Annotated in this window: 23 protein-coding genes and 1 tRNA gene; 14 read left to right on the top strand and 10 right to left on the bottom strand. The window is 58.3% G+C overall.

Annotated elements, in window-relative coordinates:
- Positions 1-63: 63 nt before the first annotated feature.
- Complete coding sequence (locus tag ACG74X_RS07015; protein WP_411233541.1) at positions 64-1,101, bottom strand: substrate-binding domain-containing protein; 1,038 nt, start codon at positions 1,099-1,101, stop codon at positions 64-66.
- Between the two features lie 540 nt (positions 1,102-1,641).
- On the opposite strand from ACG74X_RS07015, the gene ACG74X_RS07020 reads away from it, so the two are divergent.
- The gene (locus tag ACG74X_RS07020; protein WP_411233543.1) at positions 1,642-2,403 is read left to right on the top strand and encodes a LuxR family transcriptional regulator; all 762 of its coding nucleotides are present in this window, start codon (positions 1,642-1,644) and stop codon (positions 2,401-2,403) included.
- 322 nt (positions 2,404-2,725) lie between these two features.
- On the opposite strand, the gene tsf is transcribed toward ACG74X_RS07020, so the two are convergent.
- Both tsf and rpsB read right to left on the bottom strand, forming a co-directional pair.
- Positions 2,726-3,601, bottom strand: coding sequence for a translation elongation factor Ts (tsf, locus tag ACG74X_RS07025; protein ID WP_411233544.1), 876 nt, complete (start codon positions 3,599-3,601; stop codon positions 2,726-2,728).
- Positions 3,602-3,685: 84 nt separating this feature from the next.
- The gene (rpsB, locus tag ACG74X_RS07030) at positions 3,686-4,468 is read right to left on the bottom strand and encodes a 30S ribosomal protein S2 (protein ID WP_411233546.1); all 783 of its coding nucleotides are present in this window, start codon (positions 4,466-4,468) and stop codon (positions 3,686-3,688) included.
- A gap of 269 nt (positions 4,469-4,737) precedes the next feature.
- Between rpsB and ACG74X_RS07035 the strand changes: the two genes are divergently transcribed.
- Positions 4,738-5,340, top strand: coding sequence for a hypothetical protein (locus ACG74X_RS07035; protein WP_411233548.1), 603 nt, complete (start codon positions 4,738-4,740; stop codon positions 5,338-5,340).
- An 83-nt stretch (positions 5,341-5,423) separates the two neighbouring features.
- On the opposite strand, the gene ACG74X_RS07040 is transcribed toward ACG74X_RS07035, so the two are convergent.
- The 3 genes from ACG74X_RS07040 to ACG74X_RS07050 are packed head-to-tail and all read right to left on the bottom strand — an operon-like array spanning position 5,424 to position 7,465.
- Positions 5,424-5,945 carry a gamma carbonic anhydrase family protein gene (locus ACG74X_RS07040; RefSeq protein ID WP_411233549.1) on the bottom strand — a complete coding sequence of 174 codons (522 nt, stop codon included), beginning with the start codon at positions 5,943-5,945 and terminating at the stop codon, positions 5,424-5,426.
- Entirely contained in the window at positions 5,942-6,583 is a 642-nt protein-coding gene (gmk, locus tag ACG74X_RS07045) for a guanylate kinase (RefSeq protein WP_411233551.1), read from the bottom strand. The genes ACG74X_RS07040 and gmk overlap by 4 nt, the downstream gene beginning before the upstream one ends.
- 3 nt (positions 6,584-6,586) lie before the next feature.
- On the bottom strand, positions 6,587-7,465 hold the full coding sequence (locus ACG74X_RS07050) for a YicC/YloC family endoribonuclease (RefSeq protein WP_411233552.1): 879 nt from the start codon (positions 7,463-7,465) through the stop codon (positions 6,587-6,589).
- A gap of 178 nt (positions 7,466-7,643) precedes the next feature.
- Here ACG74X_RS07050 and ACG74X_RS07055 point away from each other — a divergent pair, with 178 nt between their 5' ends.
- A complete protein-coding gene (locus ACG74X_RS07055; RefSeq protein ID WP_411233554.1) occupies positions 7,644-8,231 on the top strand; it encodes a PAS domain-containing protein in 588 nt (195 codons plus the stop codon).
- A 52-nt stretch (positions 8,232-8,283) separates the two neighbouring features.
- Here the strand turns inward: ACG74X_RS07055 and ACG74X_RS07060 are convergent, their stop codons facing one another.
- On the bottom strand, positions 8,284-9,654 hold the full coding sequence (locus tag ACG74X_RS07060; RefSeq protein WP_411233556.1) for a class II 3-deoxy-7-phosphoheptulonate synthase: 1,371 nt from the start codon (positions 9,652-9,654) through the stop codon (positions 8,284-8,286).
- 170 nt (positions 9,655-9,824) lie between these two features.
- Between ACG74X_RS07060 and ACG74X_RS07065 the strand changes: the two genes are divergently transcribed.
- Positions 9,825-10,829, top strand: a complete 1,005-nt coding sequence (locus ACG74X_RS07065) for a GlxA family transcriptional regulator (protein ID WP_411233558.1) — start codon at positions 9,825-9,827, stop codon at positions 10,827-10,829.
- Between the two features lie 36 nt (positions 10,830-10,865).
- On the opposite strand, the gene ACG74X_RS07070 is transcribed toward ACG74X_RS07065, so the two are convergent.
- Complete coding sequence (locus ACG74X_RS07070) at positions 10,866-12,002, bottom strand: PQQ-dependent sugar dehydrogenase (protein ID WP_411233560.1); 1,137 nt, start codon at positions 12,000-12,002, stop codon at positions 10,866-10,868.
- Positions 12,003-12,259: 257 nt separating this feature from the next.
- On the opposite strand from ACG74X_RS07070, the gene ACG74X_RS07075 reads away from it, so the two are divergent.
- From ACG74X_RS07075 to ACG74X_RS07110, 8 genes are all read left to right on the top strand, one after another.
- The gene (locus ACG74X_RS07075; RefSeq protein ID WP_411233561.1) at positions 12,260-13,456 is read left to right on the top strand and encodes an ABC transporter substrate-binding protein; all 1,197 of its coding nucleotides are present in this window, start codon (positions 12,260-12,262) and stop codon (positions 13,454-13,456) included.
- 89 nt (positions 13,457-13,545) lie between these two features.
- Complete coding sequence (locus tag ACG74X_RS07080; protein WP_411233563.1) at positions 13,546-14,340, top strand: ABC transporter ATP-binding protein; 795 nt, start codon at positions 13,546-13,548, stop codon at positions 14,338-14,340.
- 111 nt (positions 14,341-14,451) lie between these two features.
- Positions 14,452-15,168, top strand: a complete 717-nt coding sequence (locus ACG74X_RS07085) for an ABC transporter ATP-binding protein (protein ID WP_411233565.1) — start codon at positions 14,452-14,454, stop codon at positions 15,166-15,168.
- Between the two features lie 46 nt (positions 15,169-15,214).
- Complete coding sequence (locus ACG74X_RS07090; protein WP_411233567.1) at positions 15,215-16,225, top strand: branched-chain amino acid ABC transporter permease; 1,011 nt, start codon at positions 15,215-15,217, stop codon at positions 16,223-16,225.
- Positions 16,222-17,511, top strand: a complete 1,290-nt coding sequence (locus ACG74X_RS07095) for a branched-chain amino acid ABC transporter permease (protein WP_411233569.1) — start codon at positions 16,222-16,224, stop codon at positions 17,509-17,511. The genes ACG74X_RS07090 and ACG74X_RS07095 overlap by 4 nt, the downstream gene beginning before the upstream one ends.
- Before the next feature lie 117 nt (positions 17,512-17,628).
- Entirely contained in the window at positions 17,629-18,312 is a 684-nt protein-coding gene (locus tag ACG74X_RS07100; RefSeq protein WP_411233570.1) for a response regulator, read from the top strand.
- A 42-nt stretch (positions 18,313-18,354) separates the two neighbouring features.
- Positions 18,355-19,536: an FIST N-terminal domain-containing protein gene (locus tag ACG74X_RS07105; protein ID WP_411233572.1), complete on the top strand. Its 1,182-nt coding sequence runs from the start codon at positions 18,355-18,357 to the stop codon at positions 19,534-19,536.
- Positions 19,537-21,747: a PAS-domain containing protein gene (locus tag ACG74X_RS07110; protein WP_411233573.1), complete on the top strand. Its 2,211-nt coding sequence runs from the start codon at positions 19,537-19,539 to the stop codon at positions 21,745-21,747.
- A gap of 15 nt (positions 21,748-21,762) precedes the next feature.
- Here ACG74X_RS07110 and ACG74X_RS07115 read toward each other — a convergent pair whose 3' ends face one another.
- Together ACG74X_RS07115 and ACG74X_RS07120 are read right to left on the bottom strand one after the other, a co-directional pair.
- Positions 21,763-22,206, bottom strand: coding sequence for an acyl-CoA thioesterase (locus ACG74X_RS07115; protein ID WP_411233575.1), 444 nt, complete (start codon positions 22,204-22,206; stop codon positions 21,763-21,765).
- A 158-nt stretch (positions 22,207-22,364) separates the two neighbouring features.
- A complete protein-coding gene (locus tag ACG74X_RS07120; RefSeq protein ID WP_411233576.1) occupies positions 22,365-23,663 on the bottom strand; it encodes an ATP-binding protein in 1,299 nt (432 codons plus the stop codon).
- An 89-nt stretch (positions 23,664-23,752) separates the two neighbouring features.
- On the opposite strand from ACG74X_RS07120, the gene ACG74X_RS07125 reads away from it, so the two are divergent.
- Together ACG74X_RS07125 and ACG74X_RS07130 are read left to right on the top strand one after the other, a co-directional pair.
- Positions 23,753-24,667, top strand: a complete 915-nt coding sequence (locus ACG74X_RS07125) for an MBL fold metallo-hydrolase (RefSeq protein WP_411233578.1) — start codon at positions 23,753-23,755, stop codon at positions 24,665-24,667.
- 69 nt (positions 24,668-24,736) lie between these two features.
- Positions 24,737-24,811, top strand: a tRNA-Asn gene (locus tag ACG74X_RS07130).
- The last annotated feature ends 152 nt before the right edge of the window (positions 24,812-24,963 follow it).

Consider the following 24,963-nt stretch of genomic DNA (forward strand, 5'->3'; position numbering starts at 1 on the left):
AATGTCAGTCAATCAAGGGGAAGGGTGCCCGTTGCCCGGCACCCGGTGGTCACGTCAGCCGGCTTACATATTGATGTCCATAACCTGCTCGTTTGCGATCAGGGCCTGCGTGTCGGCAAGGTCGGGATCGGACACCAGACCATATTCGGCCAGCGGTCCGTCCGGACCGGCAATCTCATCGGCGACAAAGAATTCGGCGAATTCCTTGAGTCCGGGAATCACGCCGATATGGGCTTTTTTGATATAGAAAAACAACGGCCGCGAGACCGGGTATTCTCCGACTGCAATCGTTTCGGTCGATGGGGCAACGCCGGACATGGTGGCCACTTTCAGCGTGTCGGTATTGTTTTCGTAAAAGGCGAGCCCAAAGACACCCACACCGTTCGGGTTGCTGTCGACGCGGGCCAGCGTTTCGGTGTAATCGCCGTCAATATCGACAGATTTCCCATCGGTGCGCACGGACAGGCACGCATGTTCTGCGGCATCCTCGGACATGCCGCTGTCGATCATCGCCTTCAGCGCGCCGGTGTCTTCGCACCCCTGAAGCAGCACTTTTTCTTCGAAAACTTCGCGTGTACCGTGTTTCGTGCCCGGAATAAACGCCGCGATCTCGACCGCTGGCAGGTTCGGGTTGACCTCGGACCAGGAGTGATACGGGTTTTCAACCAGCGCACCGTCGATCAGAACGGTCGCGCCAAGCGCGTTGAACCAGTCCGACGGCTTGAAGGCGATAAATGCCGGGCCATCAAGCTGGCTTGCAATGACGATGCCATCATAGCCGAAACGCACTTCGATGATGTCTGAGACACCGTTTGCGACGCAGACCGCCACTTCGCGTTCGCGCATGGCGCGCGAGGCGTTGGCGATGTCGATGGTGTTTTCACCCACACCGTTGCAAAATCGTTTCAGCCCGGCAGAGGACCCACCGGATTCAACCACCGGGGTGGGATAATCGAAATTTTCGCCAAATGCTTCGGCCACGATAGAGGCATAGGGCAAAACCGTGGACGACCCCGCGATTTGCACATTGTCCCGCGCCAATGCAGAGCTGGCGGTGACCGTCGCGATGGCCAGCAGCGATACAGACAGGTTTGCGCACATGATGTAACGTCCTTTGGTGGCGTTTTCCGGTTGATCGCACGACAACCGTTGGCCGTGGATCTAGGCATGTTTGGCTACGCTTTTGTGACAGGGACGTAACGGTTTTATGACAGTCGCAGACAGTGTTTAAGCCGCATGAACTGCGCGCTGCATGGCATTGGAATAAATTGGTAAACCGGCGGCACTCCATGTGGCGAGGTGGGTCTTATGCAGCGGTGGACACGTCTTTGGATCGCAAAACAGCGACGATGCAGATGGAATCAGGTCCGACAGATGCGTGATTGCGCGGCGCGATGATGCGCGTTTGATTGGTTGGATGTTTCATACTGTGATCCGATCCAAAAGAACTGCAAAAGGGGATCGGGTAAAGCAAACATGAAGACATGGGAACAGGCCATTGATCTGACTGTCTTTGTGGGAAACTTGATTTTGGTAAATCTTATAATCAGTATTATGTAATATATTTATTTGGTGTAACTTTGTAGACAAAGCTTTCCCGCACGACTTACCATACGGCGTGAAACCGATAACCCGCCTCTGATGACGTCGCCGCATAACGCAGATTTGCTTGATTTGACCCATGCCAACAGCATTGAGGCGCTGTGGGATTTACATTGTCGCTGCATGGCCCGCTTTGGCTTTGATCGGTTGTTATACGGCTTCACCCGGTTCCGGACGCAAACGTCGCTTGGCGACCCGAACGATTTTATCATCCTGTCGAATATTGATACAAACTACGTGTCGCGCTTTGTGCATGATGGCCTGTACCGTCACGCGCCGATGGTGCGTTGGGCGCTTGAGAACGATGGCGCGGCCAGTTGGACGGTTTTGCAGATGATGATGGACAGCGGCACCGTCACCGACGCCGAGCGCCGCATCCTGAATTTCAACGCACAACATGGCATCACGGCGGGGTTCTCGATCAGCTTTCGAAGCCTGTCGGATCGCGCCAAAGGGGCGGTCGCGCTGATTGCTGAACCTGGCATGTCTCAAAAAGACGTGGATGCCATGTGGGACAGATCGGGCGAGATGATACAATTGATGAACAATATCGTTCATCTGAAAATCCTGACCCTGCCCTACACGCCGCCGAACCAAAGCCTGACCAAACGCCAGCGTGAAGCGCTTGAATGGGTTGGCGGAGGCAAGACGATGCAGGACATTGCAACGATTATGGGGCTGACACCAGCGACGGTTGAAAAACACCTGCGGTTGGCGCGGGCTGCGTTGAATGTGGACACCACCGCCCAAGCGGTGCTGAAAGCGGCGCTTCAGAACCAGATGTTTGTCAGCGATGGTTGAAAACGTAAAAAATATGCGGGTCAGGAAATCCAGACTTCCTTGACCTTGCGTTAACTGGCAATATGAAATCGTTCCGTGAGTGGTGGCAATTACAGCCTGGGAACGGGAGGCTCGCACCCTTCGTATTATCTGGCTCTGCGGGTCTCACTATAATGCAGGATGTGCACAGGCGTGTTCCAGCTGTCCCGGCTGATTTTGCCCCGCACATTCAAAGACCGTCGGGTCCCTGGTAATCCCGGTCTGTGCATGGAAAAGCGGCGCTGTTTATTCTAACAGCGCCGCTTGGTTCGTTTAGCAGAATTTCATCCGATGGAACAGACGCTTAGCCTTGTGCGGCTTTCGCAACTTCAGCGGCGAAGTCTTCTTCTTTCTTTTCGATGCCTTCGCCAACTTCAAGACGCACAAAGCCGGTGATCTCAACACCAGCTTCCTTGGCGGCTGCTTCGACGGTCAGGTCCGGGTTGATCACGAAAGACTGGCCCAGCAATGTGACTTCGCTAAGGAACTTCTTCATACGACCGACGATCATCTTTTCGATCACGGCGTCGGGCTTGCCTGATTCCTTGGCAATGTCGATCTGGATTTGACGTTCCTTTTCAACCACCGCTGGGTCAAGATCATCTTCGGACAACGATGCCGGGTTCACAGCTGCGATGTGCATCGCAACCTGCTTGCCGAACGCTTCGTTTTCGCCCGAAAGCGCAACCAGAACGCCGATCTTGCCCATGCCGTCAGCCGCCGCGTTGTGGACGTAAGACACGACTTGTGTGCCCTCGACGGTCGCCATGCGGCGCAGAGACATGTTTTCGCCAATGGTGGCGATCTTGTCAGTGATGGTTTCTTCAACCGTCTTGCCACCGATATCTGTCGCCTTGAGCGCGTCTACGTCATCAACCGTCAAAGCGGCGGCAGCGATGTCGCCCACCATGGACTGGAAGTCCGCGTTTTTGCCGACGAAATCGGTTTCAGAGTTCACCTCGACCGCAACGCCTTTGCCGCCTGCAACCTGAACGGCCACGAGACCTTCAGCCGCCGTGCGGTCAGATTTCTTGGCGGCCTTGGCCAGACCTTTGGTGCGCAGCCAGTCAATGGCCGCTTCCATGTCGCCACCGGTTTCAACCAGCGCTTTTTTGGCATCCATCATGCCAGCCGCGGTCATCTCGCGGAGTTCTTTCACAAGTGCTGCTGTGATCGCCATATCGGCTCTCCTCATATTTGAACGGGCGGTTGGGCGGCCACTGACCGCCCTGCCCTGTCATATCACTATAGTGTCGCGGGCCGGTCAGCTGGCCGGTGCGTCGGCCGGTGCCTCTTCTGCGACAACCTCTTCAACCGGGGCTTCTTCAAGCGCACCAAGATCAACGCCAGCCGCACCCATCTGGGCGGTCATGCCGTCAAGCGCTGCGCGTGCGGCCAGATCACAGTACAGCGAGATGGCCCGCGCCGCGTCATCATTGCCGGGGATGATGTAGTCCACACCATCGGGCGAGCAGTTTGTGTCAACCACAGCCACAACAGGGATGCCCAGCTTGTTGGCTTCGGCGACGGCCAGCGCTTCTTTCTTGACGTCGATGACGAAAAGCAGATCAGGCACACCGCCCATTTCGCGGATACCGCCAAGCGACGCCTGCAGTTTGCCCTGATCGCGCTCCATGCCCAGACGCTCTTTCTTGGTCAGGCCCTCGGCACCGGTTTCCATCTGCTCGTCAATGGATTTCAGACGCTGGATTGACTTGGACACGGTCTGCCAGTTGGTCAGCGTGCCGCCCAGCCAGCGGTGGTTCATGTAATACTGCGCGCATTTTTCGGCGGCGTCCGCGATCGGCTGCTGTGCCTGACGCTTGGTGCCGACAAACAGGATGCGGCCGTTTTTGGCCACGGTGTCGCGGATCACCTTCAATGCCGCGTCAAGCATCGGGACGGTCTGTGTCAGATCCATAATGTGGATGCCATTGCGCGCGCCATAGATGAACTCGCCCATGCGGGGGTTCCAACGCTGCGTCTGGTGGCCGAAGTGAACGCCAGCTTCAAGCAGCTGACGCATGTTGAACTCTGGAAGAGCCATGTGTCGTATCCTTTCCGGTTTCAATCCTGGGGCGGGGGTATCAGCCAGAGGGCCAACCGGTGGACGATTGGGGATGTCTCCCCCAAAGGCCCGACCCCGCCTGCGGTGTCAGTGGCGCGCGTATAGCTTTGGATGTGGCAAGGTGCAAGAGAGGAAAGACGGTCATAAATACAAGACGGGCCGACATCCGTCTCTCTCTTTCTTGGCGGATCAAGATGGGGTGGATATGCTGTTGGGCAGATCCCGTCATTTATTAATGGATTTCTAACATGACCCATGAAGGACAGCTTATTCGATTGAAGCGTTTGACGCATGACATCGTTGTTGAACGCCATAAACTCATGGGCGATCCGCCCGCGCCGCATACGGCTGCCCATACTGCCATGTCTCAGAAAATCGACAGTTGGAGCCACATTTTTGAAGAGTTAAGCGCGTCATTGGGGCGGTCGCTGAAATCCAGGTCGCATCTCAACCATATGATTTATCAGCAGCAGCGGTTCTCCCCCAATGCCTATTCGGCGCGTCAGAGCTTTCAAAGCAAACAGAGCAATATCCGCGACGTGGCCGCTGCGCTGAGCAATCTGGAAGAAGCCTTACGCGACCTGATTGAAACGTTCTATGCGGGCCAACCTGCCGAAATTGCGGCGATGGAGGCGTTCAGCGATGTCGTGACTAACTGGTTGGAGCGGGTCAAACATACCGAAGACGGCATCATGGGGCCCGTGCCGGTTGAATTGCAAACGGCTGTTGTCAAGATTTATGACAGCGCGCCCGCCAGCGGAAAGCCGTCTGTTCCGCTTACGGTTGTTGATATTGTCACCTTGCTTCTGGCGTATTTTGTTTTGCTGAAATCGCTGAACAACCGTGGATAAACCGAGTGTCAGAGAAACACCCGTTCCGCAAACCAGTACGATCCCACCGTGGCAAAAATTGCTTTCAACTGGATCGTTTGATCTTAAACCGCGCGCAATCCATCCCGGAAGCGCCGCATGTTGGAGACGTACCCTGCCGCGGTTTCGCGCAGGCCCTCAATCGCCGCTGCATCCAGTTGCCGCACCACTTTGCCGGGCATGCCCATCACCAATGATCCATCCGGAATCTCTTTGCCTTCGGTGATCAACGCCCCTGCCCCGATCAGGCAGTTGTTGCCGATCTTTGCACCGTTCAGAATGGTGGCCCCCATGCCGATCAGGGAATTGTCGCCAATGGTACAGCCGTGCAGCATGACCTTGTGGCCAATGGTGCAGCTTTCGCCAATCATCAGCGGAAAGCCCATATCGGTGTGCAGCACACAGTTTTCCTGAATATTGGAGCCAGCACCCAGCGTGATGCGCTCATTGTCTCCGCGCAGGGTTGAGCCGAACCAGATGCTGGCTTCTGTGCCCACCACGATATCGCCGATCACATTGGCATCAGGCGCGATCCAGCTGTCCTCGGCGATCTGCGGGGCGACCCCGTCCAAAGCGTAAAGCGTCATGTCAAATCCTCGAATTCCTGTTGAAGACCGCGCACATGTTCCACCAGTCCGGGTTGTTGCAGACGCCGCAGCCGCGTGGCGGTGACGATGGTTTTCAGATCGTTGAAGGTGCGGTCCAGATCGTCATTGACCAGCACGAAATCATAGCTGCCCCAATGGCTGATCTCGTCCCAGCTTTTGAGCATGCGTTTGCCGATGGTGTCGATGCTGTCCTGTCCACGGCTTTCCAGACGGCGTCTGAGTTCGGCGATAGAGGGCGGCAGAATAAAGATCGACAGCGTATGCGGACCCAGTGACGAATTCACGATTTGCTGCGCGCCCTGCCAGTCAATGTCGAACAAAACGTCGCGCCCGTTTTCGATGGCGGTTTGAACCGGTTTGCGCGGGCTGCCGTAGAAATTGCCGAAGACATGCGCATGTTCGAGCATATCGCCTGCGTTGACGTCTTTCTTGAATGCGTCTTCGGACAGGAAATGATAGTGTTCGCCATCCACTTCACCGGGCCGTGGCGCGCGCGTTGTGGCTGATACCGAAAAGCGAAGCGCATCGTCCCATTCCAGCAAACGCCGGGACAATGTGGATTTGCCCGCCCCGGACGGGGAAGACAGGATAATCAACAGACCGCGACGTGTGCTCATGGCTTACTCCACATTCTGAACCTGCTCGCGCATTTGTTCGATCACCGATTTCAGCTCTAGCCCGACCGCCGTCAACGGGGCGGATTGGGATTTGGAACACAGGGTGTTGGCCTCGCGGTTAAATTCCTGCATCAGGAAATCCAGTTTGCGCCCCACAGCGCCATCTGTATTCAACAGCGCGCTTGCCGCATCGACATGGGCGCGCAGGCGGTCCAGCTCTTCGGTGACATCTGCCTTGACCGCAATCAGGGCCAATTCCTGCGCCACGCGCTGTTCGTCCACGGTGTCCTGATTTTCCAGAACCCGCGCCATTGCGCTGCGCATCCGCTCTGCCTGTTCGTCTTTGCGCGCGTCCGCCAGCGCACCGGCTTGGTCAACCAGATCCGACACCTGGGCAACTTGGCGTGCCAGCACGTCGGCCAACGCCACACCTTCGCTGGCCCGCGATGCAAGGAAACTGTCCAGAACAGGGGCAAAATCGTCAAGCAGATGCGCGCGGACCTGTGCCGGGTCCGCTTGCTGATGCGGAACATCCATCACGCCACGCACGGAAATCAGATCCGCCGCACTGGACGCGGTCAGCGACAGGCCCCGCGCCATGGCGTCTTCCTCGATTTTCAGCATGGCGGTCAAAACGCGGTCAAGTTGCGCCGTGTTTAGTTCCTGGACCGGGTCAGTGGTGCTGGATTGCAGGCGCAGGGACACGGTGACATTGCCCCGCGCGACCCGCTTGGACACAACAGCGCGCAGGGCCTGTTCAAGACCTTCGATCCAGTCGGGCACCCGAATCCGGATATCCAGCCCGCGATTGTTCACGCTGCGCACGTCCCAGGTCCAGCCAAGGCCAAGCGCCTCGCCCTGCCCGGACGCAAACCCTGTCATGGAATGTCGCATATGTCCCCACTTTGCCAACGCCACCCGCTTTCGGTTACGCCGTGGCGCGCAGCGATGCAAGGCGCGCATGACGGCTGAAGTGTTAACCAAGTGTTAAGATCGCAGAACAATTTGATCGACATTTATGCTAAATCTTTACACGGGTGACATATTGGGGAGATGAGACATGCACAGTCCTTCGCTGATGGATCAAGCTTTGACGCAGCATCAGGCGGATGCGGTTCAGATTGTGGATCGCTACTGGCATCATCTTGCCAAAGACGGAACCGTACCTGATCGCGCCTCTATTGATCCCGGTGCCATTCAGGATGCGTTGGAATACGCCTTTATCGCCGAACATCTGTCGGCAGGCCACGCACGGTTGCGGGTGGCCGGAGGGTCCATCAATGCCGCCTTAGGCATGGAGGCGTCCGGCATGCCTTTGGCGGCACTGGTCAACCCGGCCGCCAGACAGCGGTTTACCGATCAGATCGCCAAATGCCTTGAAGACCCGGCGAAAGTGACCATGACGCTCAGATCCCCGGTGCGGTTCGGCCAACCCGCGTTGAACGCCCAGCTGTGGATGTATCCGTTGCGGGACGCGCGGGGCGTGTGCAAACTTCTTGGAACATTTATCACAACGGGACTGCTTGACTGCACACCCCGTAGGTTCGAGATCACCGCCGTCACCGCAACGCCCGTAGCACGCGCAACACCGGCACCGCGTCCGGCATTGATCAGCCGGGGACATTTACGGCTTGTCGTGTCCAATTGAAAAAGGCGGGCCTCGCGACCCGCCTTAAGAGATCTGATAAATACCAGAACGCTTAGCCGACTTTGGCGTCCTGTGCTGCGGTCCGGCGAGTGGTCAGCTCTTCTGCAACAAGGAACGCCAGCTCAAGCGACTGGGACGCGTTGAGGCGGGGGTCACAGGCCGTGTGGTAACGGTCGCTCAGGTCTTCTTCGCTGACCGCGCGGACACCGCCGGTGCATTCGGTCACGTCCTGGCCGGTCATCTCGAAATGCACACCTCCGGGAACGGTGCCTTCGGCATTGTGGACGGCAAAGAAGTCCTTGACCTCGCGCAGGACCGCGTCGAAGGGACGTGTCTTGTAGCCGGTGGACGACTTGATGGTGTTGCCGTGCATCGGATCACAGACCCAGGTGACGTTAGCCCCCTCTTCGGCCACGGCTTTGATAAGGCGCGGCAAGTGTTCGCCGACTTTGCCTGCGCCGAACCGCGCGATCAGGGTCAGTTTGCCCTCTTCGTTTTCTGGGTTCAGCTTGGACATCAGCACCTTGAGGTCTTCTGCCGAAGTGGTCGGGCCGCATTTCATGCCGACCGGGTTCAAAACGCCGCGCGCAAATTCCACATGTGCGCCATCCGGCTGCCGCGTGCGGTCGCCGATCCAGATCATGTGACCCGATCCGGCAAGCCATTTGCCAGAGGTGCTGTCCCGACGTGTCAGGGCCTCTTCATACTCAAGCAGCAGCGATTCGTGGCTGGTGTAGAAATCGACCGATTGCAAGGTGTGCGCGCGGTCGCTGTCGACGCCTGCGGCTGTCATGAAATCAAGCGTATCGCTGATCCGGGCGGCCATATCGCGGTACTTGGCAGCGTTTTCACCTTCGGTAAATCCAAGGGTCCAGCCGTGAACCTGATGCACATCCGCAAAACCTCCGGTCGAGAACGCCCGCAGCAGGTTCAGGGTTGCCGCCGCCTGAGTGTAGGCCTGCAACATCTTTTCCGGGTTAGGAATGCGCGCCTCGGCCGTGAACGGCAGATCGTTGATGATGTCGCCGCGGTAGCTGGGCAGTTCCACGCCATCCACCGTTTCCGTGGGCGCAGAGCGCGGCTTGGCGAATTGCCCAGCCATACGGCCCACCTTGACCACCGGCACCTTGGCACCGAAGGTCAGCACCATGGCCATCTGCAACATCACCTTGAACGTGTCGCGGATCGCGTTGGCGCTGAATTGGTCGAAAGCCTCGGCACAATCGCCACCCTGAAGCAGGAACGCCTCACCGCGCCCGGCGGCCCCCAGTGCGGTTTTCAGCTTGCGCGCCTCACCGGCAAAGACCAGCGGCGGATATTTGGCAAGCTGGGCCTCAACTGCCTCCAGCGCCGCTTTATCCGTATAGTCAGGCATCTGAACCCGCGGTTTTGCGCGCCAGCCTGATTTTTGCCACTCGGTCATTGTTTTTACTCCGGTTGATCCAATGTCATCGTTAGCGTTAGCGGCCTTGCTATACAGAAGCTGCGCCAGTCTGACCATATCAGAAATGATTTCGCGATGCTTGACCCGGTGCGCGAGTTCTGACCATGTGATTGACAAGGTGCCGCAGAGCACATGGAGGAACACAGCCAATGTTACCCACACGCCAAACGGTTGAGCTTGATCATGTTCCGGACCGCCCCCGTCGCTTTGTGTTTGCGCTCTTGCCGAATTTCACCATGCTGTGTTTCGCCGCCGCCGTCGAAGCGTTGCGGATCGCCAACCGCATGGCCAATCGCACACTTTATGACTGGACGATTATAGGCGAAGGCGGCGAGGAAATTGCCTGTTCTGCAGGGGTGTCGTTTCGGCTGGACGGGGATCTGCACGAGCTGAACCGGGACGACGTGATTCTGATCTGCGGCGGCATTGATGTGCAAGCCGCAACCACGAAACGCACCATCAACTGGCTACGCCGCGAGGCCCGGCGCGGGTTGACCATCGGCGGGCTGTGTACGGCGGCCTATACGTTGGCAACGGCGGGTTTGCTGGACGGCAAGCGCGCGACAATCCATTGGGAAAACCAGGACAGCTTTACCGAAGAGTTTCCCGAAGTCGAACTGACCAAGTCGATTTTCGTGGTCCATGGTAATCGCATTACGACAGCAGGCGGCACCGCGTCGGTTGACCTGATGCTCAAGATCATTGCCGACGATCACGGAGAAGAGCTGGCCAGTGCGGTGGCCGATCAGCTGATTTACAACTCGATCCGCACCGATCAGGACACCCAACGCCTGTCCGTGCCGACCCGCATTGGCGTCCGGCATCCGAAATTGTCGAAAGTCATCCAGATGATGGAGCAGAACATCGAAGAGCCGATCAGCCCGTCGATCCTTGCCCAGCAGGTCGGTATGTCCACGCGACAGCTGGAACGTCTGTTCCGCCGGTATCTGAGCCGCTCGCCCAAGCGGTATTACATGGAACTGCGCCTGCAAAAAGCGCGCAACCTGCTGATGCAGACCGATATGAGCGTGATCAACGTGGCCCTGGCCTGCGGGTTTGCCTCTCCGTCGCATTTCTCAAAATGCTACCGCGCACATTATGAAACGACGCCCTACCGCGAACGCGGCGCACATGCATCGCGGCTGTCGGTGTAAGCTGCATATCGCCAGCATCGCTATGGTTTGGTCAGGTCAGGACGCGGCTGCTGACATCCGATACAGCGCCCCGTTGCCCACGCTGAGGAACCATAAGGCACCATCCGGACCCTGCCGGATGTCGCGGACGCGTTGCGTTGTGTCGCCTTTGATCTGTTCGACCTCGCGCAGCGGCGATCCCTCCAGTCGGGCGATATAGTCAAATTTCAGCGATCCGACGAACATGTCGCCATTCCAGCCAGACAGTGGCCCATCGGAATAGATTGTCATTCCGGACGGAGCGATGGACGGGTCCCAATAGGCTTCTGGCTGCATCATGCCGTCTTTCTCGGTGCCTTCTCCGATGCTGCGACCGGAATAGTGACGGCCATAGGAAATCACCGGCCAGCCGTAATTGGCCCCTTTCTCAACCCGGTTCACCTCGTCTCCGCCCCGCGCGCCATGTTCATTGACCCAGAACTGGCCGCTCTGATCGAAGGCGGCCCCTTGCGGGTTGCGGTGACCATAGGACCAGATCTCGGGCTGTACGCCATCGACCGAAACAAACGGATTGTTCGCCGGAACCGATCCGTTCCGGGTGATACGCACTACCGATCCGTTATGCAGCGACCGGTCTTGCGCGGAGGGGCGATCGCCGCGATCTCCGATTGTGACAAACAGAGTACCATCGGGCGCTTCGACAACCCGCGATCCGAAATGCCGCCCGCCGCTGGAGCCTGGGGCGATCTCGAATATGGTTTTGTGATCGGTCAGCGCGGTGCCGTCGGCATTGAGCGTCGCCACCGTCACGGCGGTGCCACTGCCCCGCCCCTGCCGCTTGGCATGGGTGAAAATCAGCTCCCGGCTTTGGGCAAAATCGCGAGGGACCAGCACGTCAAGCAAACCGCCCTGCCCGTCGACCTCCACCTCGGGCGGCGCGTCCAGCGTGACAGCACTGTCGCCGGGGTTTACCAAAAGAACGTCCCCGTTGCGTTCCGTGATAACGATCTGCCCACCCGGCAAGAACCCAAACGCCCAGGGCGTATCAAGCCCGGTGACCGCAGCCGAAACCTGCATTGTGCCGGCCGATGTCGTCAGTGTTTCCGACGCAACCTGCGCTGTCGCCCCGACCGGGGCCGTCAGGATCATCACTGCAAAGGACACGGCAAAGGATAAGGGGCGCAAACGCAGCATGGGATGTCTCCGGATTGGTGTGCCTGTGTGAAAGGATATGGGGGACAGCCTGCGCGCGACAACCGCAGGAACGCAGTCGTGAACGCGCCCCGATTCCGGCCCCGGCCCAGATCACCCCATGCACTGGGTTGCGTAACAGTTTGAAATCGTTTGATCTTGATCTGGTCCGCTCCCCTTGCGACAGGGGTTTTCTTTTCCGGCGCGCAACTTTACTCTTTTGGCAGAACACCAAGATGTTCCAATATGGGAGTTACACAATGAAAAAACTGCTGACGGCCACTGCGGCTGGCGCGTTGATGGCGGGTGCTGCATTTGCAGACAACCATTCCAATGAAATCAAGATGGGTGTGCTTTTGGGCTATACCGGCCCGATTGAATCGCTGACACCCGCCATGGCGGCAGGTGCCGAGATGGCGATGGCGGAAGTGACCGAAAGCGGTTTGTTGCTTGATGGTGCGACAGTGACCCCGGTGCGGGCTGACACCACATGTGTCGACAGTGCAGCGGCAACGGCGGCCGCCGAGCGTCTGATCACCAGCGACGGCGTGAGCGCCATTATGGGGGCTGATTGTTCCGGTGTGACCGGCGCGGTTCTGGCCAATGTTGCGGTGCCCAACGGAATGGTCATGATTTCCCCGTCGGCAACATCGCCCGCCCTGTCCGCCGCCGAAGACAACGGCCTGTTCTTCCGCACCGCGCCATCCGACGCCCGTCAGGGGGCTGTTCTGGCCGAGGTACTGGTGGAAAAAGGCATGATGTCGGTGGCCGTCACCTATACCAACAATGACTACGGCAAAGGCTTTGCCGACGCGTTTCAGGCGTCGTTCGAAGAGGCGGGCGGCTCTGTCACGCTGGCCGCCCCGCACGAAGACGGCAAGGCGGATTATTCGGCCGAAGTGGGGGCTCTGGCATCGGCGGGTGGTGATGCGCTTGTCGTGCTTGGCTATGTTGACCAGGGTGGTGCAGGTATCATCCAGGGCGCGCTGGATTCCGGTGCGTTCGACATTTTTGCGCTGGGCGACGGTATGATTGGCGACGCTCTGACCGACGCATTCGGCAGCGACATCGACGGATCGATCGGCACAGCCCCCGGCAGCGACAATGCCGGTGGCGCAACCTTTGCCGAAATGGCGTCGGCCGCCGGGATCGACGGCACAAGCGTCTATGCCGGCGAAAGCTATGACGCGGCGGCGCTGATGTTGCTGGCCATGGCGGCCGCCGGGTCCAGCGATCCGGCAGAGTATGTCGGCAAGATCGAAATGGTGGCCAACGCCCCCGGCGAGACGATCATGCCAGGCGAGCTTGCCAAGGCGATTGAAATCCTTGCCGGTGGCGGCGACGTGGATTACAGCGGCGCAACCGGTGTCGAATTTGTTGGACCTGGCGAAGCTGCGGGCAGCTATGCCGAGTTTATTGTCGAAGACGGTGCATTGGAAGTGGTCGGCTACCGCTAAGCGCGGGTATTTGACGTGACCACGAACGGCGCAGGATTTCCTGCGCCGTTTCGAATTGTTAAAGGGCCGTGCGTCGTCTTGGGTGAGATATGATCGAGGTTAAAAATCTCCATCGGCATTTTGGCGGGTTCCATGCCGTGGATGGGGCAACGCTTGAGATTGAAACCGGGTCAATCACCGGGCTGGTCGGCCCCAATGGAGCGGGCAAAACAACATTGTTTAATGTTGTTGCCGGTGTTCTGCCGCCAACCTCTGGCCAGGTTTTCATGGCGGGCGAAGACATCACCGGTCTGCCGCCGCATACCCTTTTCCACAAAGGCCTCTTGCGGACGTTTCAGATCGCGCATGAGTTCAGCTCGATGACCTGCCGCGAAAACCTGATGATGGTGCCGGGCGATCAAACCGGAGAGCGTCTGTGGAACACATGGTTCGGTCGCAAACGGATCGCCGAACAAGAGCGCGCACTGCGGGCCAAGGCTGATGAGGTGTTGGAATTCCTGACGATTGAGCATTTGTCCGATCACAAGGCGGGACAGGTGTCGGGTGGGCAGAAAAAACTGCTTGAGCTGGGCCGGACCATGATGGTCGACGCACGGATCGTGTTTCTGGATGAGGTTGGCGCAGGCGTGAACCGCACATTGCTGAACACAATCGGCGACGCCATCATCCGGCTGAACAAGGAACGCGGCTATACGTTTTGCATGATCGAGCACGACATGGATTTTATCGGACGGTTGTGTGACCCGGTGATTGTCATGGCCGAGGGCAAGGTGCTGTCAAAAGGCACGATTGATCAGATCAAGGCGGATGAACGGGTCATTGAAGCGTATCTGGGCACCGGCCTGAAGAACACCGAGTTGAAGAACAAAGAGGCGGTGTCGTGACCGGCATGTTTTTGCGCCGCCTGTCGGCGTCGCCGGTTGGGGGCGCTGCCCCCGGCGCTGCGCGCCTCCCCCGGGATATTTCGGGCAAGAAGATGGAACACGAGGTGTCCTGTGGCTGAGCCGTTTTTGATTGGTGATGGGATGACCGGCGGGTATGGCAAAAGTGGTCCTGACATTCTGCACAATTGCACCATCGCGGTCGAGCGCGGTGAGATCGCGGTCATTGTCGGGCCAAACGGTGCGGGCAAGTCCACGGCGATGAAAGCCGTGTTCGGGATGCTGGATCTGCGCGAGGGCGCGGTGCGGCTGGATGGCGAGGACATCACCCATTTGACTCCACAGGCGCGGGTGCGCCATGGCATGGGGTTTGTGCCGCAGGTCGCCAATATCTTTACCTCGATGACCGTCGAGGAAAACCTTGAAATGGGTGCGTTTATTCGCACCGATGATTTTTCAGACACGTTGGAGCAAGTCTATGCGCTGTTTCCCATCCTGCGCGAAAAACGGTTGCAGGCGGCTGGCGAATTGTCGGGCGGACAACGCCAGCAGGTGGCGGTGGGTCGGGCGCTGATGACGCAACCCAAGCTGCTGATGCTGGATGAACCGACCGCCGGGGTGTCACCGATTGTCATGGATGAATTGTTTGATCGCATCATCGAGGTGGCGCGCACCGGGATCTCGATCCTCATGGTGGAACAGAACGCCCGTCAAGCGCTTGAGATTGCGGATAAAGGCTATGTTCTGGTGCAGGGGGCCAACGGCTATTCCGGCACCGGAAAAGAGCTGTTGGCGAACCCGGATGTGCGCCGGTCGTTCCTGGGGGGATAGCCCTGCAAATGCAAATTTTTGAAAAGAAGACGCGTGGGGCGGTGAGATGGATTTTCTGAACGGCATTGTCGCATTAACGAATTTTGTCCTGATCCCGGCCATTGCCTATGGCAGCCAGTTGGCGCTTGGGGCGCTGGGGGTGACGTTGATCTACGGCATTCTGCGGTTTTCAAACTTTGCCCATGGCGACACGATGGCGGTGGGCACCATGTTTGCGGTGCTGGCCACTTGGGGTCTGCAGGCGATGGGAATAAGCCTGGGGCCGCTTCCGACGGCGTTGCTGGCGATCCCGTTCGGCATTTTGGGGGCGGCCGCGCTTGTGCTGCTGACCGACAAATACGTCTACAAGTTCTATCGCGCGCAAAAAGCAAAACCGGTGATCCTGGTGATCGTGTCGATGGGCGTCATGTTTATCTATAATGGCGTGACGCGGATTATCATCGGGCCTGATGACCATCGCTTCGCGGATGGCGAACGGTTTGTCATTTCGGCGCGGGAGTTTCGCGACATGACAGGGCTTGCGGAAGGGCTGGCTCTGCGCACGTCGCAGGTGATTACGGTGCTGACGGCGGTGGTGGTTGTCGCGGTGTTGTTCTGGTTTCTGAACAAGACACGCACTGGGAAATCCATGCGGGCGTTTTCCGACAATGAAGATCTGGCGCTGTTGTCTGGCATCAACCCTGAACGCGTGGTCCTGGTGACATGGCTGATCGTCGCGTCGTTGGCAACAATCGCGGGGGTGCTTTATGGGTTGGACAAATCATTCAAGGCCTTCACCTATTTCCAGTTGCTGCTGCCGATTTTCGCGGCGGCGATTGTGGGCGGGCTGGGCAACCCGTTGGGGGCCATTGCGGGCGGGTTTGTGATCGCGTTCTCCGAGGTGGGCATCACCTATGCCTGGAAAAAGGTGCTTGTGTATCTCATGCCACCCGCATTGGAGCCTGACGGGCTGATGCAGTTTTTGAGCACCGAGTACAAGTTTGCGGTCAGTTTTGTGATCCTTGTGATCGTGCTTTTGTTCAGGCCGACAGGATTGTTCCGGGGGAAGGCGCTATGAGGACGTTTTTGCTGTTTGGCCTTGTTGCCTGTCTGATCCTGGGCACCGGAATTTTACAAAGCTGGAATTCGGCGCTTTTGATCCTGAATATGGGGCTTGTCAGCGCAGTGATGGCGTTGGGTGTGAACCTGCAGTGGGGGCTGGCGGGGCTGTTCAATGTGGGTGTCATGGGGTTTGTCGCGCTTGGCGGCTTGGCTGTGGTGCTGATCTCTATGCCGCCGGTCGAAGAGGCATGGGCGGCGGGTGGCGTTCAGATCCTGCTGGGGCTGGTGCTTGGCGCGGCGACACTTGTGGCAGCGGTGCTGGTCTGGTCGAAAACGCGCGGACGTGTGCGTGGTTGGGCCACGGCACTGACGCTATTGGTGGGGCTGGTGATCTATCGCATGGTGTTCGACCCGGCGGTGGAGCGGGTGGAAGATGTGGACCCTGCCCTGTTTGGCTATCTTGGGGGTCTGGGACTGCCGGTTCTGCTGGCCTGGCCGGTGGGTGGCCTGTTGGCGGCCGGTGCGGCCTGGGTGATTGGCAAGACGGCCCTTGGCCTGCGGTCGGATTACCTTGCCATTGCCACCCTGGGCATTGCCGAGATCATCATCGCGGTGCTGAAAAACGAGGATTGGATGGCCCGGGGCGTGAAGAACGTCATCGGCCTGCCCCGTCCTGTGCCCAATGAAGTCGATTTGCAAACCGACCCGGCTTTTGTCGAGCGTGCTGCAGGGTTTGGCCTTGATCCGACAACCGCGTCCACACTGTACGTAAAACTGGAATACGGGCTGTTGTTTGCCGTGGTTCTGATCGTTCTGCTTGTCCTGGCACAATGCGCCCTGAACAGCCCTTGGGGGCGGATGATGCGGGCGATCCGGGACAATGAAACCGCAGCGCGGGCCATGGGCAAGGACGTCACCGCGCGCCACTTGCAGGTGTTTATCCTGGGCTCGGCCATCTGCGGGATCGCCGGGGCGATGATGACCACTTTGGACGGTCAGCTGACACCGGGGTCTTACCAGCCCTTGCGCTATACGTTTTTGATCTGGGTGATGGTGATTGTGGGCGGATCGGGAAACAATCTGGGCGCGGTTCTGGGCGGGTTTCTGATCTGGTTCCTGTGGGTTCAGGTCGAGCCGATGGGACAATTGCTGATGTCGGTGGTGACCGCCGGGCTGGCGGACGGGTCTTGGCTCAAGGCGCATCTGCTGGACAGCGTGCAGCATATGCGGCTTTTGACGATGGGGGTGATCCTGCTGTTGGTGTTGCGGCTCAATCCGCGCGGGTTGTTGCCCGAGAAATAGCAGATCGCGGCCTATGAGACCTTTCGACAAGTGACGCGGCGTATTGGTTCGCGTAATCTGCAAGACAGGCAACGTAGCGAGATTTATCTTGAACGCGGCACATATGGGTAAAAGGTCATGAGGGATGGCGCATCATCGGCGCTGACGGCGCTTGTGGTCGATGACCATCCGCTGTTTTGCGACGCGCTGACCCTGACCTTGCGCTCCATTGCAGAGTTCAGGGACATCCGCACCGCTGGGACGTTGGACCAGTCGCTTGAGATGGTGGGAACAGACGGCGCGTTTGATCTAATTCTGCTGGATTTGAATTTGCCCGATGTCAACGGGTTGGACGGTCTGGTGCGACTGCGGACGGCAGCGCCGAAATCCAGGCTGTTGATCGTGTCGTCGATGGCGGACAACCGGATGATTTCCCATGCGCTTAAGGCCGGTGCGGACGGGTTTGTGCCAAAACATTCGCAGCGCGCGGTGTTCTGCAAAGCGTTTGAGGCGGTCCAGAGCGGGCGGTCGTTTGTTCCTGACGGGTATATTGATCCGCAAGGGCATGACACTGCGCGCGATGCCCCTGACGAGGCCTTGGCGCAGCTTGCCTCATTGACCAACCAGCAGGCGCGTATTCTGAACCTGATCTGTGAAGGCAAATTGAACAAGCAAATCGCCTATGATCTGTCGATTGCCGAAACCACCGTCAAAGCCCATGTGACAGCGATCATGCGCAAGCTTGGGGTTCACAGCCGCACACAGGCGGTCCTGATTGCGCAGGAAGCGCGGTTCAACCGGGTCTTGCCAACAGATAGCTGAGCCTCATATGGTAAGGCATAGCCAACTCGTAGGGACCATCAATTGGAAGGAACCAGGGTACGTCCTGACGCCGAACTGACTGAGACCGACGCCGGGGTCATTGCATTTGCACAGGTGAACTGCAGCGACCCGAATTTTGTAGACAATATAGACCGCCAGCTTGGACCGGGACCTTTCGAGCTTGTGTGTTTGTTTGTGTCACCAGAGGCCGATTTTCAGACATTGGTGGCTGAAACGTCCGATCGCTTTGGAGCGGCGGACGTTTTGGCGTGCACAACCGCAGGCGAAATCGGGCGGGCGGGATATCAGGACAATCAGATCATCGCGCTTGGGTTTCCAAAAAAACACTTCAATACTCTGACATATGCGATTGAAAACATTGATGCACTTGACGAGCAATCGGTGGCTGGCAGACTGATTGACGCGCGGTTGGATCTGGCACAACGCGCACCGGAACGACCGTCGGATTTTGCCTTTCTGATGGTTGACGGGCTTAGCCTGTGTGAAGAGCAACTGACAGCGTTTCTTTCTGCGGGGCTTGGGCCGACACCGTTGTTTGGCGGCTCTTCAGGGGATGGCACCCGGTTCGAGAAAACCTGGCTGGCCCGGAACGGCCAGATCCTGACCAATGCGGCGATGATTGTTCTGGCGCGATGTGACCAACCGGTGCGGGTGTTCAGCCTTGATCATCTGGTCCCGACCGAACAGCGCATGGTTGTCACTGCGGCCTCTCCCGAGGGGCGCGTCGTGCATGAAATCAACGCCGAGCCAGCCGCGCTGGAATATGCGCGTTTGTTGGGAATGGACCCCAACCAATTGGATCAATTCACCTTTGCCGAACATCCGGTCGTGGTGCGATTGGGCGATGCCCATCATGTGCGCGCGATCCGGCAGGTCCGCGAAAACCACGATCTGGTGTTCTTTTCCGCCATCAACGAAGGCATGGTGCTGACCCTTGCCACGCATGATGACATCGTGGCGCATCTGGAACGCGGGCTTGCGGATCTGTCGCATCCGATTGCGCCTGACATCATATTGGGTTGCGATTGCATCCTGCGCCGTATCGAGGCCGGGCGCAGCCAAAAGACGCGCGCCATGTCAGAGGTGTTGTCGGGGCATCATGTGGTCGGGTTTTCCACCTATGGCGAACAGATCGGCGGCTTGCATGTCAACCAGACCTTGACCGGTGTCGCGATCTATCCGGCGGTGAAGGACGGTGTCTGAATGTCCCTGACCGATCCAAACGACAGTCTTGAGCGTCAGAACGAAAAGCTTTTGAAAATTGCCGAAAGCCTGATGCGCAGAGTGGAATTCGGTACGTCGCAATCGGGTGCTGCCTACGCCCAGTTCGAACGCGCGGCCTTGCTTGAGAAACGGGTGCGCGAGCGTACGCTGGAATTGGAACGCACTCTGGATTTGCTGCATGACGCCAATGCCCAGCTGGCGCGGGCCAATGAAGAAACCGAAGCGGCGCGGCGCAATCTGGCGGATGCGATCGAGACGATCTCGGAAGGGTTTGCCCTGTTTGATCCAGACGATCTTCTTGTGATGTGCAATTCACGATTTTGCAGGGATTTCAACGACACCGCACGCGACCTTAAACCTGGCACATCGTTTGACAGCTATGTCGACCGCGTCAGCCGCTCTGCCCAGCTTCACCTGCCCGACCACCAGGACCGAAAAACATGGTCCAAGATCCGGCGCAAGCGGCACAAGGACCGGCGTGTGATGTTCAATGTGCGTTTGCAGCAGGACCGCTGGCTTCAGGTGTCCGAGCATCGCACGACGAATAATGGCACCGTGGTGCTGCAAACCGACATCACGGATATCATGCGCGTGGAACGTCAGGAACAGGCGAAGCTGCGGGACAAGCAGACGCGTATGATCCGTGCCACTTTGGACCATCTTAATCAGGGGGTGTGTATCTTTGACGAAAACGCTCGCCTTGTGGGATGGAATCAAAAGCTCAGCACGTTGCTGTCTGTCCCGGCGCGCCGCATGCGGATCGGTGCATCATTTATCGGCCTGCTGGATGATCTTGACGATGCGTTTGCGTTCACACGCGGCATGGACCGGGCGGCGTTTCGGCGGTGGGCGGTGTCAGAAGGTTTGCGACAGCCGATCTCGTTTGAGGTGCGGCGCGGTGACAGCAGTGTGTTACACATCTTTGGCCGTGCGATGCCGGATCGGGGCTTTGTGATTTCCTGCACCGATGTCACCGCAGAACGTGAAGCTGCGCAAAAACTCTACGAACTGAATGAAATCCTCGAACATCGGGTCCATGAACGCACGATAGAGCTTGAGGACGCGCTGAGTGCCGCCGAGCGTGCGAACGCGTCGAAATCCCGGTTTGTGGCTGCCGCCAGTCATGACCTTTTGCAACCCCTGTCCGCCGCCAAACTGTTCATCGCGTCACTGTCGGACAAGATCGACACCCCCCATGAACAAGCCGTGCTGTCCAAGGCGGAAACGGCGCTTGGGGCTGCCGAACAGATTATTGATGCCTTGCTGAACATCTCGAAACTGGAATCGGACGGGCTGAGCTTTGATATCCGGCCCGTCGCCTTGCGCGATGTATTTGATCCGTTGCGGGACGAGATGGAAATCCTTGCCGCCCAAAAAGGGCTGACCCTCAAGATTGTCGACAGCTCGCATGTGGTCGAAACGGACCCTTCCTATTTGCGGCGCATTGTTCAGAATCTGATAACCAATGCCATCCGCTATACCGATCATGGGCGCATTGTGGTGGGCGCGCGGCGCAATGGCGCTTCGGCGCGGATCGAGGTCTGGGACACTGGCCCCGGTATCGCAGAGGCCGATCAGAAATCAATTTTCGAAGAGTTTCGCCGCCTTGATACCAAAGCAAGCAACAATGACGGGCTTGGTCTGGGGCTGGCGATTGTTGAACGCGCCTGCACACGGCTTGGCCATCCGCTGGGTCTTTGGTCCGAACCGGGTCGCGGTTCGTGCTTTATGGTAAACGTTCCGCTGGCCCGCGACGACACGGCGGACCAGGCCTTGAAAACGTTAGCCTCGTCGCCCCTTGGATTGCCCAAAGCGGGTTTGATTGTGCTGTTGGTCGAAAATGATGCGCAGTTGCGGCGGGCATTGTCGATTCTCATGGAAAGCTGGGGGGTCAGCGTGATCGAGGCCGAGGACGCCGACAGCGCGCTGGAGTTGATGCAGGATTTGCAGATCACCCCGGATGCCGTCCTGCTGGACTATCAGCTGAGCCCCGGTGCGACCGGAACACAGCTTTACGAGGTGTTCCGCGAAAAATACGGCCCTGTGCCGGGTGCGATTGTGTCGGCGGACCGGTCCGCCGATTTGCGTCACGAGACCAAGCGACTGGGGCTTCAGTTGTTGCTGAAACCGGTAGATCGATCAAAACTGGTCGCGTTTCTTCAAGACACAGCCGTCAATTCCGCCCAGTAAAGCAACGATTGCGTGTTACTGAAGCGCGGTTTCGGCCAAAGAACCGGGTGAGATCATGTAGTCTTTCACACGTTCGACAACCTGCTCGGGCCAACGGCGCGTGCGCAAGGCGATTGCCTCAGATAGCACAAGCGTTCCTGCAACCGAAACGCGGCTGTCGGCACCGGTGGTCGCCATAATGCGAAGCTGCATGCTGCTGCGCCCGATGTCACGGACGGTTAGATCCCAGGTCAACCGGTCTCCCAGTCGGCTTGGCGCGGGAAACTCTGCTTTGATGTCAACAAACGGAAGACACAGCCCGTCCCTGCCCTGCACCTGTCCCATCGGCCAATCAAGCGCTTCGTCCAGCCAGTTCTCGATAACAACGTGAACCATGTCGAAATAACGCGGAAGATATACGATGCCAGAGGGTTCGCAATCACGCAGCATGACGTCGTGCACAAATCTGTAAGCAGGCATTGGGGATCGTCCTATTGATTCTTGATAGGCTGTCCAACCTTCATCGAACCCGGCTGCCGTCACTTAGTCAAGCCTGCGCTGTGTTCATTTCACATCTGGCCGACAGTCCCGACCGCCGCCAAACCCGCATGAGACAGGTTTTGCACGGCATCCTCGGTCTATCGAGCGACCACGATATCCGCCCGCAATCCGCCCAGCCGTGTGCTGGTGTGCAGTCGCAGAACACCGCCATGCACGCGCGCGATATCCGCCGCGATGGCCAGACCCAACCCAACGCCGGACCCCTTGTCCTGATTGCGCGCCGGATCAAGCCGCACAAACGGGCGCAGCGCGGCCTCGCGGTCATCCGCGGGTATGCCGGGCCCATCGTCTTCGACCCGTATCCGAAGGGATTTGTCGGTCAGCACAACCGACACCTCGCACCGCGACCCGTATCGCACCGCATTGCCAATCAGGTTTTCGATTGCACGGCGCATGGCCGTCTGGCGCAGCAGGATCTGCCCCTGCCCCGTTGCCTCGACCAGATCGACCGCAATGCCAGAGCGTTTTGCATCCTCAACAATGGCGCGGACATAATCGGGAATATCCGTCCGTTGGGGCTGCGCGCTTTCGGCGTTGACCCGTGCAAAATCAAGAAAAGCGTCAATCAGCTTTTGCATATCCTCTATGTCGCGCTCCAGCGGCTCGCGATCTTCATCCGACAGCATCGACACCCCAAGCCGCAGGCGGGTGAGCGGGGTGCGCAGATCGTGACTGACCCCCGAAAGCATCATTGTCCGCTGTTCGATCTGCCGCTCGATTCGGGCGCGCATGTCCAGAAACGCGTGGCCCGCCGCGCGTACTTCAACAGCACCGGACGGCGAATAAGGCACATTGCGTCCGCGCCCAAAAGCCTCGGCCGCATCCGCCAGACGAGTGATCGGACGCAATTGGTTGCGTAGATAAAGATACGCAATCAACGTCATCAAGCCGCCGAACACCACCATATTCACCAAAAGCTGGTGCGGGTTAGAGGCCGATGCCCGTTCCCGGTTGAATTCGATCTTCAACAAGGGCTGAGCCTCTCGCTGCACCCAGACCAGCACCGTGCGGTCATCCACCAGATGAACCCGGCGGAACCCGATGATATCCCGCGCCAGGGTGCGGATCACCACGATGCCGGAAAAATCATACCAGCGGCGCAGGTTCTGGGCCGGGATGTCATCTTGCGACGTTGGCAGAAAATCCAATCGCAATGCGTCGGCCAGTTGGGGCTCTGTCACCCGTGGCGGATCAAGAGTTGCATTGATTTCACGGGCGATTTCGCGGCTCATCTGTTCTGTCACGCCTTCGAAATGGCGTTGAATAAAAACAACCGACACCACCAGCTGTAAAGCGACCACCGGTAGGATCAGGATCAATGCGGCGCGCCCGTACAGACCGCGGGGCATATAGCGTTTCAGCCAATTAAATGTCATGGTCACAGGCTACTGCACGGCGCACGGAAACGAAACGGCTTGTCACGAAGTGGTTGCAAACCGGCGCATCCTTCTGTTCCTCTCTGTGCATGGCGCATGATCCCCATCCCCCGTTCACACCAACCCCGGGTGACGTCGTGGAATTGTCTCCGGGCATTCGGCGTATTGTGGCGAACAATCCGTCCCCGATGACCTATCGCGGTACCAACACCTATCTGATCGGCACCCGTGATCTGGCCGTGATCGACCCGGGGCCGCGCGACCCAAAGCATCTGGCAGCCCTTCTGTCCGGTATCGGTTCGGCACGGGTAGCGGCCATTTTCGTCACCCATGCACATCTGGACCATTCCCCTTTGGCCAGAGACCTAAGCGCCGAAACCGGGGCACCTGTTGTTGCGTTCTCCGACGCGTTGGGGGGCCGCAGTGCGGTGATGCAACGTCTTGCCGCGTCCGGCTTGATGCGGGGCGGTGAAGGTGTAGACGCGTCTTTCCAACCGGATCACACCCTATCGGACACGGACCGCTTTGACGGTTCGGACTGGTCGCTGACCGCACTGCACACGCCCGGACATTTTGGCAATCACCTCTGCTTTGCCCTGGAAGACATCCTGTTCTGTGGCGATCTGGTTATGGGATGGGCCACTTCGCTGGTATCGCCGCCGGATGGCGACCTGACCGATTTCATGGCCTCATGCCGCCGCTTACAGGGCATGTCATGGTCAACATTCCATTCCGGCCACGGGGCCCCGATTTCCGACCCCGCCGGGCGCCTGGATTGGCTGATCCAGCACCGCCTCAACCGGGAAACATCCCTGCTGGAGGCCCTACAACACGGAGCCGCAACGTCGGGCGATCTTGCAAAACGTGTCTACACCGACACGCCCGCGACGCTCATGCCAGCCGCGACACGCAATGTCCTGGCGCATATGATTGATCTTTATGGAAAAAATATCATCGAACCCGTGCAAGAGCTGACCGCAGACACCGCGTTTCGCCTGCTTTGAAAAGAAATCATTTTTTTCGCAAAACCCTCTGGACGCGCGTCAACACTGTTGCTAAACCGCGCCTCGTGTTCCGGCGTAGCTCAGCGGTAGAGCAGTTGACTGTTAATCAATTGGTCGTAGGTTCGATCCCTACCGCCGGAGCCAATTAACCACTTGGTTGTAAAGCAAAAATGGCGACCCTTCGGGATCGCCTTTTTTCGTTTTTGCAACGATTTTGCAACGCGGGCGCACTTTCCGGCGCCTACCTTACGTTGTAGGAGGCAAACGACATTCGGTATCGCATCAATGCCCTGCCA

Source organism: Marivita sp. S0852, from assembly GCF_046591575.1.
Lineage (GTDB): Bacteria > Pseudomonadota > Alphaproteobacteria > Rhodobacterales > Rhodobacteraceae > Marivita.

Coding starts and splice junctions, on each gene's coding strand:
- ACG74X_RS07015 (WP_411233541.1), bottom strand. CDS start 1,101: ATGTGCGCAAACCTGTCTGTATCGCTGCTGGCCATCGCGACGGTCACC.
- ACG74X_RS07020 (WP_411233543.1), top strand. CDS start 1,642: ATGACGTCGCCGCATAACGCAGATTTGCTTGATTTGACCCATGCCAAC.
- tsf (WP_411233544.1), bottom strand. CDS start 3,601: ATGGCGATCACAGCAGCACTTGTGAAAGAACTCCGCGAGATGACCGCG.
- rpsB (WP_411233546.1), bottom strand. CDS start 4,468: ATGGCTCTTCCAGAGTTCAACATGCGTCAGCTGCTTGAAGCTGGCGTT.
- ACG74X_RS07035 (WP_411233548.1), top strand. CDS start 4,738: ATGACCCATGAAGGACAGCTTATTCGATTGAAGCGTTTGACGCATGAC.
- ACG74X_RS07040 (WP_411233549.1), bottom strand. CDS start 5,945: ATGACGCTTTACGCTTTGGACGGGGTCGCCCCGCAGATCGCCGAGGAC.
- gmk (WP_411233551.1), bottom strand. CDS start 6,583: ATGAGCACACGTCGCGGTCTGTTGATTATCCTGTCTTCCCCGTCCGGG.
- ACG74X_RS07050 (WP_411233552.1), bottom strand. CDS start 7,465: ATGACAGGGTTTGCGTCCGGGCAGGGCGAGGCGCTTGGCCTTGGCTGG.
- ACG74X_RS07055 (WP_411233554.1), top strand. CDS start 7,644: ATGCACAGTCCTTCGCTGATGGATCAAGCTTTGACGCAGCATCAGGCG.
- ACG74X_RS07060 (WP_411233556.1), bottom strand. CDS start 9,654: ATGACCGAGTGGCAAAAATCAGGCTGGCGCGCAAAACCGCGGGTTCAG.
- ACG74X_RS07065 (WP_411233558.1), top strand. CDS start 9,825: ATGTTACCCACACGCCAAACGGTTGAGCTTGATCATGTTCCGGACCGC.
- ACG74X_RS07070 (WP_411233560.1), bottom strand. CDS start 12,002: ATGCTGCGTTTGCGCCCCTTATCCTTTGCCGTGTCCTTTGCAGTGATG.
- ACG74X_RS07075 (WP_411233561.1), top strand. CDS start 12,260: ATGAAAAAACTGCTGACGGCCACTGCGGCTGGCGCGTTGATGGCGGGT.
- ACG74X_RS07080 (WP_411233563.1), top strand. CDS start 13,546: ATGATCGAGGTTAAAAATCTCCATCGGCATTTTGGCGGGTTCCATGCC.
- ACG74X_RS07090 (WP_411233567.1), top strand. CDS start 15,215: ATGGATTTTCTGAACGGCATTGTCGCATTAACGAATTTTGTCCTGATC.
- ACG74X_RS07095 (WP_411233569.1), top strand. CDS start 16,222: ATGAGGACGTTTTTGCTGTTTGGCCTTGTTGCCTGTCTGATCCTGGGC.
- ACG74X_RS07100 (WP_411233570.1), top strand. CDS start 17,629: ATGAGGGATGGCGCATCATCGGCGCTGACGGCGCTTGTGGTCGATGAC.
- ACG74X_RS07110 (WP_411233573.1), top strand. CDS start 19,537: ATGTCCCTGACCGATCCAAACGACAGTCTTGAGCGTCAGAACGAAAAG.
- ACG74X_RS07115 (WP_411233575.1), bottom strand. CDS start 22,206: ATGCCTGCTTACAGATTTGTGCACGACGTCATGCTGCGTGATTGCGAA.
- ACG74X_RS07120 (WP_411233576.1), bottom strand. CDS start 23,663: ATGACATTTAATTGGCTGAAACGCTATATGCCCCGCGGTCTGTACGGG.
- ACG74X_RS07125 (WP_411233578.1), top strand. CDS start 23,753: ATGGCGCATGATCCCCATCCCCCGTTCACACCAACCCCGGGTGACGTC.